The 13,457-nt window shown below is 54.7% G+C and carries 7 protein-coding genes; all 7 read right to left on the bottom strand.

Annotation, left to right across the window (positions count from 1 at the left end):
- Positions 1-63 precede the first annotated feature (63 nt).
- Entirely contained in the window at positions 64-3,927 is a 3,864-nt protein-coding gene (locus WMW72_RS08965; protein WP_341415089.1) for a CBM96 family carbohydrate-binding protein, read from the bottom strand.
- A gap of 98 nt (positions 3,928-4,025) precedes the next feature.
- A complete protein-coding gene (locus tag WMW72_RS08960) occupies positions 4,026-5,492 on the bottom strand; it encodes an ABC transporter substrate-binding protein (RefSeq protein ID WP_341415088.1) in 1,467 nt (488 codons plus the stop codon).
- Between the two features lie 67 nt (positions 5,493-5,559).
- Positions 5,560-6,453 carry a carbohydrate ABC transporter permease gene (locus tag WMW72_RS08955; protein WP_341415087.1) on the bottom strand — a complete coding sequence of 298 codons (894 nt, stop codon included), beginning with the start codon at positions 6,451-6,453 and terminating at the stop codon, positions 5,560-5,562.
- Positions 6,454-6,468: 15 nt separating this feature from the next.
- Positions 6,469-7,446, bottom strand: coding sequence for an ABC transporter permease (locus WMW72_RS08950; RefSeq protein WP_341415086.1), 978 nt, complete (start codon positions 7,444-7,446; stop codon positions 6,469-6,471).
- A 201-nt stretch (positions 7,447-7,647) separates the two neighbouring features.
- On the bottom strand, positions 7,648-10,005 hold the full coding sequence (locus tag WMW72_RS08945) for an AraC family transcriptional regulator (RefSeq protein ID WP_341415085.1): 2,358 nt from the start codon (positions 10,003-10,005) through the stop codon (positions 7,648-7,650).
- A gap of 242 nt (positions 10,006-10,247) precedes the next feature.
- Positions 10,248-11,498 (bottom strand): beta propeller repeat protein, encoded by a 1,251-nt coding sequence (locus WMW72_RS08940; RefSeq protein WP_341415084.1) that lies wholly within the window; start codon positions 11,496-11,498, stop codon positions 10,248-10,250.
- A gap of 342 nt (positions 11,499-11,840) precedes the next feature.
- Positions 11,841-13,223 (bottom strand): NADP-specific glutamate dehydrogenase, encoded by a 1,383-nt coding sequence (gene gdhA, locus WMW72_RS08935; RefSeq protein ID WP_341415083.1) that lies wholly within the window; start codon positions 13,221-13,223, stop codon positions 11,841-11,843.
- Positions 13,224-13,457 lie beyond the last annotated feature (234 nt).

Genomic DNA, 13,457 nt, shown 5'->3' with positions numbered 1-13,457 from the left:
CAGACTCCCCTCAGTCGAAGCCTCAGTGGCAGCTCACCTCCGACGGCAGCCGCGAAAGGCCGCCTACGGCTGATGCAGCGGCTGGGCGTCGATATCCCCGGACTGGCCGGAAGAGGCGAAACCGAAATATCCATCGTGGAAGATCGGATCCTGGCGGTCAATCAGGTCGAACACCTGCTGGCCGTTGACGTAGCAGAGCAGCCGTACGCCTCCTTCGACATTCACAGCCCCCATATATACCTGCGCTGACGTCCCGTCGAATTGAGTATTGGGAAACGTCTTGAATAGCTTCTGCTTACCGTCCACCCACTTCTGCAGCTCCCAGACCCCGGCTTTGAAAATGACGAGATACGTTGTGTCCTGATTGAGCGGGCCGCTCGGCTTCTGGGATCTCAGGAGGACCCCCGGCCACTCCGAGCTGATATTCAGGAAAGTATATCTCAGGCTCCAAGCGAACAGGCCGCTGCCGAACTTGGAAGCCGTATACCTGGTGAAATCCTTGGAGAAGCGGGACCAGCCGCCGCTTACCGAAGCATAGGCTTCGGACCAGCCCTGCGGATCATTTAGCATACTGTCCAGATGAAGCTTCGGAATGAGCGCTACGGGCGTCGAGACCACCCGGGCATCGTACCGGCTTGCCGCTTCCACCACAACGAGCTTTGCCGCGACCAGCTGCGGACGGTCCTTCCCGGCATCACCGAATGCCGCCTGTGCCAGCAGGATGTCCTGCTGTAGCGCAGTCCGGTCGCTGCCCTCATATTGGCCCGGCAGCGTTCCTTCCGTCGTTTGCTCCAGGAGGAGACTTGCCTGCCGAATGGCGCCCAAGAGCTCCCTACGGGCCTGCAGCGACTCCTGCTTCGCCTTCAGCCGATCCCGTTCGGCCGTCAGCTCCGCACCGGTGGAGGCCGGGTCATCCGCAACCTGTCGGGCCTTGCTGATCGCTAGCGCCAGATCGTCCAGCACCTCGGCTGGGAACTCTTCGGCAGCAGCCGCGCTCGCATGCATGATCCGGGCATCGAGGACGACCTGTCTGAGCGCATCGGCCTCCGACTGATGCTCCAGCGGAAGCATGAACCCTATATCGTCATAGCTCACCGACTGCTCGAAGCCTTGAGGTTTATTGTTCCAAGTTAACGTCGTCTCCGACCAATTGTCGTCACTTAGGCCGAATACCGTACTCTTCGCCCCCGCAGCGGCCGCGCCGGTGGCGTTGAGTCTCAGCTTGGCAGATGTCACCTGTCCGCCGGCAAGCTGAGCCAGCGGGAATTTCAGGTAAAACTCTTCCTGGTAGCCGCTGTTCCAATTGGCCGCATTGAACGACGTCGGATTCGTAAAGCTGGCATCCGCATCGGGCGTTCCCGTCCGGAGCCGTACGCCCGCGCTGTGGGTCGCCGCAAGCTCCACCGGTACCGAGGAACCGGCCAAGGTGACGATGAGCTTCGGCTGCTTATCACCGCTCCGCTTGAGTGCGAAGGTCGTCCTACTGGAGGCTCCCTTCATATTCAAGCTGGCTGTCTGATCGCCGCCCGCTTCGGTCTGGATGAAGGAGGTTACATCGTACTCCAGCATAGCTGACGCGGTGGACGGGATCGTCTGCGTATCCAGCTCAATGAATTGGGGACCCGAGCCTCCGCCCCCTGCCTGCCCCAGGAACACCGTAGCCGAGGTGCTGGACGGTCCTGTCGTGAAATCGAATGTACGCTGCACCCAATCGGTTCCATAAGCCTGCTCGGTCACCGCCGCTCCCCCGTAATCCCTTACGCCGAAGAAAGCCAGGGCTGCAGCCGAGCTCGTCTTCGTCCAGAGGGAGAACGTATACCGCGTAGCGGGCTGCAGCCCTGTCACCGTCTGTACCAGCTCGGAGCCCGGGCTCTTCAGCTGGATACTTCCACTCTGCGTTCGCATCGCCGCCGTCTCGGATGACCAGGCCCCTCCCGAGGCGTACACAGGCTTGGCCGTTCCTGCCGTCACGGTCCAATCCTGCAAATCGCCCGTCTCGAAGCTGCCATTGCGGACCAGATTCACATAAGGCGGTTCGTGATGGACAATGCTTCCGATGACCGGAGGCGAGGAGAAGTCATGTCCGGTCTTAAATAAGGACTGACCGTATTCGTACGCTCCGATATCTGGAGCCGTCCCCGAATAGCCGTCCGTTATGGAAGCAATAACACGGCCCGCATCGATGGCGGGGGAACCCGTCTGGAGACGAAAGTCATGATGAGCCGGATCGGCGAACAGCGGATCAAGACCAGCCACCAGATTATGGCTCTTCACGTATCCCCTGGCTTCTCCGAAGTCGATATCCCCTCCCGCGAATATATTGTTGAATACCCGGTCTCCGAACATATCGCCCCGGAATACGATGGCCCAGGTGGCCATACCCTTCGTATTCGCGCCGGCGGTATTGTTAAAGACCAGATTGTAATTGCTCGGCGAATTCAAGCGGATCGGGTCGGCATTGGGCACATTCCAGATCACATTATGATGAATGATGAAGTTGCTGCTCTGATTATCCGTGTAGACGCCCATGCCCAGATGGGTATACATATCGTGGAACGTATTGTAGCGGATCTCCGTCCGCCGTGCATCGTCCCCGGCTGTGTAGATCAGACCGCTGTCGTTGGTCACAAGTCCCCCGTAGGAGAGGTCATTGTACTCCACGATCATCCGGTTCAGATTATCCAGCTTCATGACATCTCTTCCCGAACGGGTCAAGGTGTTGTAAGCGATATAATGCTCCTGGCCCACAGCGGAGATCAGGCCGTTCCAGCTGCCGGAATAATTGCCGTCATGGATGTAATTGTTGACGATCGTGTGGAACCTCCCCTTCACATTCAGCAGGCTGCCCGAGCTGTAGGCGAATTCACTGTTCCGGACTTGGTTGTATGCTCCCCGGAGCGTGATGCCGTTGTTGCTTTCATCCGGATTGCTCTGCAGATTGCGGCTGTTGTGGGACACATACGCGGCCTTCATGCCGTCGATGCTCAGGTACCGGGTCTCGTCATCCGTCTTGACGCTTGCGGCGAACAGGCCGATGCCTTTCACATGGATATGCGATCTGGCCGATACGTCGAGGCCAAATAACCGCTTCTTCGCCTCCACCAGTTGTCCGGCTATCGCAGCTACGGGGGAAGGCTGCAGATACAGCTCCTGATTCACGCTGTCGTACCACCATTCATTGTCCGCATCCAGTGCGCCCTTGACGCCGGACAAATAGTAGGCATTGCCAACGCGCGCATCATAGTTGGAATTGCTCGCCCGTACAGACGTGTATGCCAATTGGCCGTTCGCTGGATTGAAGCCGGTGATGGTGCTGTCCTGCCCGATCCACGCCGCGCCTCCGGCAAACCAGACGGTCCCTCCGCTCCAATCGACATTCGTCGGGATCTGGCTGTCGGTCAGCGTCGTGTTGCTTCCCGCACTCATCGTGGCCAGCGTTGGCTCGGATCGCGTCCCCGTGTTGTTGGGCCATCTCGCTTCGTCCGCCATCTGACCGTTGACGAAGAGCTGGTTCCCCGAGCCAAGCGTCCAGGACATCGGGGTCTTATAGATGCGTCCCGGAGCTCCGGGGTCCTCCGTCCAGCCGGCCAATACGTCGGCCCCGCTGATCGTCACGGTCTCACCAGGGTAATTCTTGAACGTAATAGGCGCTTCGTCTGTGCCGGAATGAGCGGGAATGACCGTCTCGCGGTAGATGCCCCCGCGGATGATACAAGTGTCCCCGGCTTGCATCAGATCAGCTGCCTTCTGGATCGTACGCCAAGGCTTCGCCAGGCTACCGTCTCCCGAAGTATCATCCCCATCCACCGATACATAATAAACCCAAGATGAAGCGCTTACAAATGTATCGTTGACATTCCATAGCTGCAGCCATAGCAAAATCGACAGCAGCCCAGCGAGGTTGCGCATAGCGTTGGTCTTCCTCATTATCATCCATCCTTTCTTCGCTTGCCTGTAGGAAACTGCCGGGAGCCTCCCCATCGTCGGCTGGATACTAGTGCCCCGGCAGTGCAATCTGATATCGGCTACTTCTGATTCTTTCTCCATTCGTCAAGCTGCAACTGAACCTCAGCCAGCACCTTGTCAAAGCCTGCCGCCTTCATCTTCTCCTCTCGCAGCTTCAGCGTCTTCTCCGTATCGTCCAGACCGTTATCGAGTATCGGCTGGAACTCCTTCTCGATAGCCGTCAGGCGGGCCATTTCGTTCTCGACTCGCGTGCGGTCGAAGTTGAAGGAAATGAGCGGATCAATCTGCGCCGTTTCGTTGATCTTCTTCGTTTGCTCCCACACATCATCGGGCTGACCCGGCAGCAGATACGTATTGAAGACATTGCCCAGCAGCCAGCCTGGCACTTCATAAGACCCGGCTTTTTTCTCGATGCGCTTGTCACCTGCCTTCGTATAATCCTGACCTTCGATGCCGAAGGACAGTAGATTGATCAGCTCCTTATCCGTATTGATCAGATGAATCAGCTTCATGGCGAGCTGTGGCTTCTTGGACGTCGTGCTGATCGCAGTAAGCGTGGAGAGCGCCGCACTGCGTCCGATAATCGGAGGGGCGGTCGGAGCCTGTACCACATCGAAACCATAGGCGGCTTTCAGCTCGGCATCGCCTCCCGGCTTCTGACGGCCGTAGCGGCTGAATATCTTGCCCGCTTTGATCAGACTCGTTTCATCCTTGAGCGTGGCCACGTCTTGCGGGAAGTAACCCTTCAGGTACCACTCACGGAAAGTTTTGTATTCATCCACGTAATTTTGTGCTTTATCATAAACCTTCCACGTACTCGTATCGATAGAGAATAAGTTCTCCGCGCTAGGAACATAGGCGTTGAAGCCTAAGGAAACGCTTCCAGCCCGCAGGGGGATGATGCCCGGCTCCTTCTCCTTGACCGTGGCATAGAAGCGCCCCAGATCCTCGATGCTTTTGACATTCTGGATGTTCACCCCGTACTTGTCGGCGATATCCTTCTTGAACCATACCCCGTCCTGACTGACCATGATCTGATTGTTCGGAATGCTGTAGGTTTTATCCTTGACCTTCACGGCGTTCCAGACTTCCTTGCGCATAATCGACTGGAGATCCGGATATTGGACCAGCATCTCATCGAGCGGAATATAGGCTCCGCGGTCGACGTTATTCAAGTAATTATTCGCCCATGCCGACGTGAATGCCAGATCGTATTCTTCTCCCGAAGACATGATGAGCTGCATTTTATTATCGTAATCACCGGGATTAATAAAGCGCAGATCGAGCGTTGCATGGATTTTACTCTGAATCAGCTCGTTGGCCTTGGCGAGCACAGCCTTGGCGTTGGCTGGCTCGCTGTAGCGGACATACCAGACCAGCTTCTCCGGCGGTCCCTTCGGTGTCTCTGCGGCATTGCCCCCTGCGGCCGGCTGTGTCGCATCCGGTCCAGCGCATCCGGCCAGCACGGAACTCATCAGCAGGACACCCGCCAACGAAAATCCCAATCTCCTCTTCATCTTCTGCATGTAAACCCTCCCTGTAGTCGCATAAGTCAGTATATCTTAAAACCGGCTGCCCGGTTTTAATTCGTTCTTAGCCCTTCACCGAGCCTACCGTAAGTCCCTTGGCAAAATATTTCTGGAAAAAAGGAAACACGAATAGCATAGGCCCAATCGCCAGAATACACATCGCCATCCGCATATTCTCCGTCGGCAGGTTGGCCGCAGCCGTCAGATCGACCATCACATTATCCTGCATGTTCCGGGTGATTTCGTTGATATTTTGCAGCATGACCTGCAGCAAGTACTGCAAGGGATACATATCCTTCTGTGAAATAAACAGCAGCGCAGGATACCAGGAATTCCAGTAGGTCAACAGCTGCATCAGACCGATCGTAGCCAGCACCGGCTTGGAGAGTGGTAAAATAATGCTGACATAAATCCGCAGCTCGCCAGCACCGTCGATCGTAGCCGATTCCGCGAGCGCATCCGGCAGTTGCTGGAAGAACGTTCGCATCAAGAAGACGTACCATACATTGCCGAGTACCGGAATAATCAGGGCCGCATACGTATTCTGCAAATGAAAATAGTGGGTCATCAGGATATAGAACGGAACCAGCCCGCCGCTGAACAGCATCGTGAAGAACAGATAAAAAGTAATGATGCGGCGGTAAGCGAAATCCCTTCGCGATAATGCATACGCGCAGGTCGAAATCATCACCAGCGACAGGAAGGTACCTGCAGCCGACATAATCAGGGTTGCCTTATACGAATGAAGCAAGGTTAGAGGTGTGGAGAAGATAAAGCTGTAAGCTTCCAGATCGAGCCTAGCCGGCAGCAACCGATAGCCGTACTGGGCAATATCCCCGTCATTGGACAGGGAGATCGATACGATTGCAACAATCGGGATGAGGAAAGCAATGCTCAGCAAAACCATGAATACATGCGTACAGCCCATAAACCAGCGTTCCCCTAATGAAGCTTTCATGCACATCCTCCTTTCCTAAAACAGCGCATGGTCCGAGTTCATTCTGCGCACCAGCGCATTGGTCCCGACTACGAGCACGAAGCCCACGCAGGACTTGATCAAGCCCGTCGCCGCCGACATTCCAATATCGCCGTTCACTGTCAATGCTCTGAAGATATAGGTGTCGATGACATCCGTGGTCGCATAGACCGTAGTGGAATTCATCGGCAGCTGGTAGAATAAGCCGAAATCCGCCTCCAGAATCTGACCGATAGCGAGAATCGTCAGTATGGTCATGACTGGATACAGGAACGGCAGGGAGACGTGAACCAGCATCTGCAGCTTGTTCGCCCCATCAATCTTGGCCGCTTCGTAATAGGTTGGGTCCACCCCCATGAGAGCCGCATAATAAATGATCGCGCCCATGCCAATTTCCTTCCACAGCTGGGCTAGAGGGAAAATAAAAACCCACGGATCGGCCAGATTGTAATAATCCAGCGGGGCATAACCCGCCCACTCCAGCAGCCGGTTCAGCATCCCCGAACGGGGGTTCAGGAAGGCGTAAGCCATATATGCCACGACCACCCAGGACAGGAAGTGAGGGAAGAACATGACGGTCTGGTACATCTTCAACAGCTTCCGGCTCGTGATTTCGTACAGGAGCAGCGCTACGAGCAGCGCCCCGGCCAAATTCAACAGGATAAAGGTCGAGTTGTATGCGAGCGTATTGCGTACGATTCTCCACAGGTCCGGGGAATCGAGCAGAAAGCGGAAATTGCTGAAGCCGATCCAGTCGCTGCCCCATATTCCCTTATTGAACTGAAATTTCTTGAAGGCCACGACGGCTCCGAACATCGGGACGTATTTGAATACGAAGATAAATAGGACCATCGGAAGCGTCAGCATGAAGAGAAACCGGTTTTTTTTGAATTGCTTCCACCATCTGAGCGAGCCTGCGCTTCGTTGGGAAGCGGTCAGCATCTGTTGCTTCATCGCAGGCTGGACCTTGCTCATACATTATGCACCTTCCTTGGCTTGGGATTTGTCGAACCTGTCGTGAGCTCATCGTAAGCCTTGACCCCATGGAAAAGTAAGGGTCAAAATCGGCGAATTGGTGCAAAACGACGGTATAATTCGCCTCACCCAGTGCAAAAAAGGTACGATTTCAGAAAAAAACCTCTGAGCGATGCGCTCAGAGGTTCGGCAGGCGGCCGCTCATGATTGGTTCAACCCGTCGACGCTCAGCTTCAACCGGTACTCCGTGGGCGTGGCTCCGACCTGCTTCTTGAAGATCCGGAAAAAGTATTTCTTGTTCTCCCAGCCGACCCGATCAATCACCTGGTCAATCGTCAGATTCGTTTCCCTCAGCAGCTGCTTCGCCTTCACCAACCGTATATGGGTGATATAATCCCCAAGCGAATGGGAGGTTCGTTCCCGGCACAGCTTGTTCAGGTAAGCCGGAGTCAGCTTGAACAGGTCGGCTACAAGCTGCGGTGAAAGGGCAAGATTGGCATAATGCTCCTCAATATAACGCAGTGCCTCTGCGACAATCCGATTTGTTTTTTCATTGTGGCTGTTATCCATACGTGCGATAATCGCCTGGAATAGGGAGAGGAACTCGGCATCGATCTCCTCGAAGGTCTCCAGCGTCTTCAGCCGTTTGTCGAATTCGGAAAAGCTGAGCCCGAAGGAAATCGTACGGTTGCTCTCCATCACGTGCAGCAGGTTGAATAGAGAAGAGGATAGATAAGATACGGCAAACATGACGTTGTTATAATCACATAGGCGCAGAATGTCCATCAGCTTGCGGTAGGTTTCGCTGATCCTGTCCGGTTTGGCTTCCTTGATGCTCTCCAGCAGCTGATCGAGCAGCGGATGGTTGATGTTGAAGAAATCAGGGGCTGCCACCCCGGCATCCATGCGAAATAACAAGCAGCCGTGACCCGCCTTGATCCTGTCATGGGACAGCTCCAACGCATCGCGATACATATAAGGAATGTCACGCAGCGAGATGGCCGGCTCACTGATGAAAGCCGAGAATGTAGCTCCGCAATAGTGCTCGAAGCTTCGCTGCGCTTGCCGCAGTAGCTCTGCCAGCCGTTCCTTCCAACTCCGACCTGTCTCCTCGTCTTCATCCATGTTCAGAATAACCGCGATCCGATCCTCTCCCATATCCACCGTCTCGCACCCGTAGCTGTCGCGGATGATCTCCCCTGTTATATTCGTAAGCGCGTAGCGCAATAACGAGCGGTCGGATTCGTTATACTTGCTGCAAAAAGCCGCATAGCGGTCTATCCGCAGAACGGCAGTGACCGACGTATGATCCGGGCTGATCCGGATGCCGGATTCCTGCAGCCACTCGCTCTCTCTGCGGCCCGGCGGCAGCCCCGACCGGATAAAATCCTCCAGAGCCTTCTGCTTGAGGACAAGCCAGTTGCTGTTCCGGAACTGCTGGAGATCGAGCAGGGTGTGGCGAGTCTTCGAGAACACCTCGGAGATCATCTCCAATTCATTCGTATGCCGGGCAGAGCTGCCCTCTATCGGCATATATGGGCTGAACTTATTGCGCAGCGTACGTACGGGGGCATACAAATTTTTCGTTAGGACGAAGGCCGCCATTAATCCAACCGTCAACATCATAATGCCGATACCCAGCGTGAGGCTGCGCACACGTTCGGCTATAGCGGTAATCGTATCGTAAGACGTTACGCCGACCAGCTTCCAGTCCAGCAGCTCGCTATGCACATAAGTCACCACGGAGGAGGTTCCCTCCAACTGTTCGGTAAAATATCCGGACTTCTTCGGAGATTCGAGAATGCGTCTGACATACTCTTTGTCGGCCGCATTCTGTAAGAACAAGTCCTTGTCCGTGTGAGCAAACACTTTCCCGTCCCCGCCAAGAAACCATAGGCTTTTCATATCCATCATGCCCGTGGTGCCTGGGTCCTCGGCAGCTACATTATTCAGAAATTTGTCGACCTTGGCATTGATAATAAGTGCACTCTTCAGGGTGTTCCCGTCACGAAAGAACTCGGGCAGCACATAAGTAAATACCTGTATATCCTGGGTTCTCCCCTCTTCAGCGGCTGCAAGGGTTCTTGGGATGGGAGATAGGGGAGGATATATTGAAACCCCTTTCAAAATTTCTTCTACGGCGGGATCGAACGCTCCTCCCTGACGGATGACCGGATTCGGGCCCATTACATAATAGGTGTCGCTCCGTCCGTTGTAGACGTACATAGACTCCATGTACGGATTGGCCTCAAGCAGCAGGTCCAGAGCTCGGATGCTGCCCAGCGTCTCATACACCGACAAGTTCTCACCGTACATCAGATTCTTGACATCCGAATTGCCGATCAGCGAAATAGAGTAATTTCTTATGTATGTATGAATTTGTTCCGCATTATGGATCACTTGATGCATCAAGGCTTCGTTCAATTGATTGACGGTCTTTATATTATAGCTTCTGAAGCTGGTGTACAGCAGAACCGACAACACCAGGACAACGAGGGTTGTAAAAAAAGCAATCTTCACAATCATGTTGAAGTAGTAGTTTTGCAGCCTCTGCCTCATAGCGCTTGTCTCCCGTTCATTGGTTGACTCCCATTATATCTGCTGCCGCTATAACTGGGTAGAGTTCTGTGCTCCATTTGCACCATTTCTCCATTTTTACACCAAGAGGAAGTCCGTCTGCTTTCGGCAGACAGGCTCTCGATTCCGTCCGCGTGCTTTCTGAGAAGTGGGGACCCGTCCTTCTTGGCATGGGAAAACAGGGCGGCCGATTCTGCCGCCCCCTTGCTGCCTCCCTGCCCTGCTTACATCCCTTGCTCCGGCTTATCGAACGTATACGCCTTCGTCCAGCTCTTGCCGCCATCCGAGGTTGTGTACATCACGGAAGGCTGCTCGTTATCCGTCGTCAGCCACCAGCCATGCTCGGCATCCGCCATCGCCAGCAGAGCCGGGCCGTAGCCGGTCAGCTCCTCCTTGCCGTTGACCCAGGTTTTACCGCCATCCTTGGTCCAGCCGAGCGTATTGGGCTTATCGCATGCCGGGCAATCGCCGCCCATGAACGCCACGCTCGGGCTCACAACGTACAGTGGTCCGGGCTTGGAGCCGTTATTGGTCTTGCCCTTAGCCTGATCGGCCGGAATACCCGGAGCCGGTCCTGCTCCTGCCGTGGAGTTGGCGATCACAGTCAGCCACGCCTTACCCCCGTCGCTCGTATGAAGCAGTGAATAGGAGGTCTGCGACATCCCCGAGTCCCCGATAAGCTCTACCCAGGCATCGTCCTTGCCTGCAGACCGGATCTGTGCGCCTGTGGCCGGAACGGCCGTGCTTCGCTTGAGCACCGGCTGCCAGCTCTGTCCTCCGTCAGCCGTGTGTTGAACTTGGATTTCATTCTTGCTCTGCGTCACGGCCCAGCCGATGCCTCCGTCACGGAAATAAGCATCCCCTACGAGCTGCTCGGGCACGGCCAGCTTGGTCCAGGTTTTTCCTCCATCCGTCGTCTTCGCATTGGCGCTGTAAGCTTCCGTCTTGGATACAAAATGCAGGAACCCCGCATTGGGTACAGATCCCGCGTCCTTCCACGAATGTCCGCCATCCTCCGTCCGGATTAGCCGGAACGGCCCCTTGGATTCAGCCTTATCCGCCAAAGTCGCCCAAGCCTCGCGGTCATTCAGTGCGAATAGCTGGTTCACGAGACCGGCTCCCTGATATTGCGCAGTCCAATGCTTTCCCCCGTCATCGGTACGTGCAATCCAGCCGTTGCCGCCTGTCCAGCCCTTCTGCGGGTCAGCGAGGCGAACAGCCGTTACTTTACCCATATGAACAGCCTCCGGCTTCTGAGCTGACTCAGACTGCGGAGGCGCTGGCGTCTGCGTCTGAGAAGGCTGCGTCTGAGGCTGATTTTGGGGCTGATTCTGCCCCCCGCTCGCGCTGTCTGCAGGCTGACTGCTCGCCGGAGGCTTATCCGAGTTGCCTGCGGCTGGGCTGCTGCAGCCTGCCATCAATAGGAATGGGACGGCCCATAGCAGGCCTCTTACCGATAGGTGATTGCGATTCATAGATGTTCCCTCCATCTCTATCCGGGCTCTATCCCGGGCCTTCGTCTCTAGGTGAGGCCCTCTTTATATTTAGCCCATTTCATTCATTCTCAATCATCTTGCTACGGCTAAGCTGAGAAACAAGGACTGCTCGCTGGGCTAGTTCCACTGACAACCCTCTTACCGTAAGCCGTATCCTTTTGACGAATGGTCTATCAAACAAGTTTCAGGCTATCCGTCCCAAATTGTGAGAATAATCGATAGTAACGATTCTATTCCGTTGAAACCGGCTAATCTGAATGCAAAAAAAGCCTGACAGAAGAACTCTGTCAGGCTTCGTTGCGGCTTACGCCACTTGTTAAATTAGATAACGCCTTGGGCGATCGCGGCGTCCGCCACACGGATGAATCCGGCGATGTTGGCACCTACAACCAGGTTGCCCGGATGGCCGTATTCTTCAGCGGCTTGCACGCTGTTGCGGTAGATGTTGGTCATGATCTCATGCAGCTTCGCATCGACTTCCTCGAAGGACCAGGACAATCTCATGCTGTTTTGAGCCATCTCCAGAGCAGAGACAGCCACGCCGCCGGCATTGGCCGCTTTGGCAGGTCCGAAGAGCACGCCATTGTTCAGGAACACTTCGATAGCTTCCAGTGAGGAAGGCATGTTCGCGCCCTCAGCTACAGCTTTGACGCCATTTTCAACCAGCAGGTGGGCAGCATCTTCGTCGATTTCGTTTTGCGTAGCGCAAGGAAGTGCGATATCGCAAGGAATCGTCCAGATGCCTGCACATCCTTCATGGTAAGTAGCTGTCGGATGCTCTTTTACGTACTCGCTGATCCGGGCTCTTTGCTCTTCTTTCAACCGCTTGACCGTATCCAGGTTGATACCGGCCGGATCGTAGATGTAACCGTTGGAATCGCTGCAAGCTACAATCGTCGCGCCGAGCTGGGCTGCTTTTTCGATCGCGTAGATGGAGACGTTACCGGAGCCGGATACGACAACCGTGCTGCCGTCGAAGCTCAGGCCTGCGTCCTTCAGCATTTCCTGTACGAAGTAAACCGTGCCGTAGCCTGTAGCTTCCTTACGGGCCAAGCTTCCGCCGTACCCGAGGCCTTTGCCTGTCAGGACGCCGGCTTCGAAGCCGCCGCGGATGCGCTTGTACTGCCCGAACATGAAGCCGATCTCGCGCGCGCCAACACCGATATCACCGGCCGGTACGTCTTCGTCCGGTCCGATGTATTTACATAATTCAGTCATGAAGCTTTGCGTGAAGCGCATGACTTCCGCATCGGATTTGCCCTTCGGATCGAAGTCGGAGCCGCCCTTACCGCCGCCAATCGGTTGGCCAGTCAGGGAGTTTTTGAAAATTTGCTCGAAACCGAGGAACTTGATGATGCTTGCATTAACGGACGGATGGAAGCGGAGACCGCCTTTGTACGGGCCGAGATTGCTGTTGAACTGAACGCGGAAGCCGCGGTTGACTTGAACATTGCCTTGATCATCTACCCAAGGAACACGGAAGCTGATCAAACGTTCTGGCTCGGAGAGTCTTTCGAGGATGCCGTGCTCGATGTAAGCGGGATGCTTGGCAAAAACAGGTACGAGGGAATCGAAGATTTCTTTGACAGCCTGGTGAAATTCGCTTTCGTGCGCGTTGCGTTGTTTTACCGTCTCATACACCTTGTGCACGTAGTCCTTAGCAGCTTGAAGCGAATCTTGCGCGATCTCTTGAACAATAGTCATCTGATCATGTTCCTTCTTTCTATGGGTGGGATTGGTTTGGAATAATGACCGCCTCCGCTCATTGATATCCACTAAAGCGCTAAAGTGAATATCGATATGCAAGAATGCGTCTGCATTATTCTACGAAACGAATGAAAATCCTCGAAGTTGAATTCGAATAGAAATCACTTCTGTTTTCTTACTACTTTACAGGAAAAATAGCCGATTTGACAATCATTCTTGTAAAAAATATCG

The sequence above is a fragment of the Paenibacillus filicis genome, assembly GCF_038070315.1.
GTDB classification, from domain to species: domain Bacteria; phylum Bacillota; class Bacilli; order Paenibacillales; family NBRC-103111; genus Paenibacillus_G; species Paenibacillus_G filicis.
Note: the sequence above shows the minus strand (reverse complement) of the source record. Positions and strands in the feature narration are given on the sequence as shown.

Excerpts from the sequence above, each read along its gene's own strand:
- WMW72_RS08945 (WP_341415085.1), bottom strand. The coding sequence starts at position 10,005 with ATGAGGCAGAGGCTGCAAAACTACTACTTCAACATGATTGTGAAGATT.
- WMW72_RS08950 (WP_341415086.1), bottom strand. The coding sequence starts at position 7,446 with ATGAGCAAGGTCCAGCCTGCGATGAAGCAACAGATGCTGACCGCTTCC.
- WMW72_RS08955 (WP_341415087.1), bottom strand. The coding sequence starts at position 6,453 with ATGAAAGCTTCATTAGGGGAACGCTGGTTTATGGGCTGTACGCATGTA.
- WMW72_RS08960 (WP_341415088.1), bottom strand. The coding sequence starts at position 5,492 with ATGCAGAAGATGAAGAGGAGATTGGGATTTTCGTTGGCGGGTGTCCTG.
- WMW72_RS08965 (WP_341415089.1), bottom strand. The coding sequence starts at position 3,927 with ATGAGGAAGACCAACGCTATGCGCAACCTCGCTGGGCTGCTGTCGATT.
- WMW72_RS08940 (WP_341415084.1), bottom strand. The coding sequence starts at position 11,498 with ATGAATCGCAATCACCTATCGGTAAGAGGCCTGCTATGGGCCGTCCCA.
- gdhA (WP_341415083.1), bottom strand. The coding sequence starts at position 13,223 with ATGACTATTGTTCAAGAGATCGCGCAAGATTCGCTTCAAGCTGCTAAG.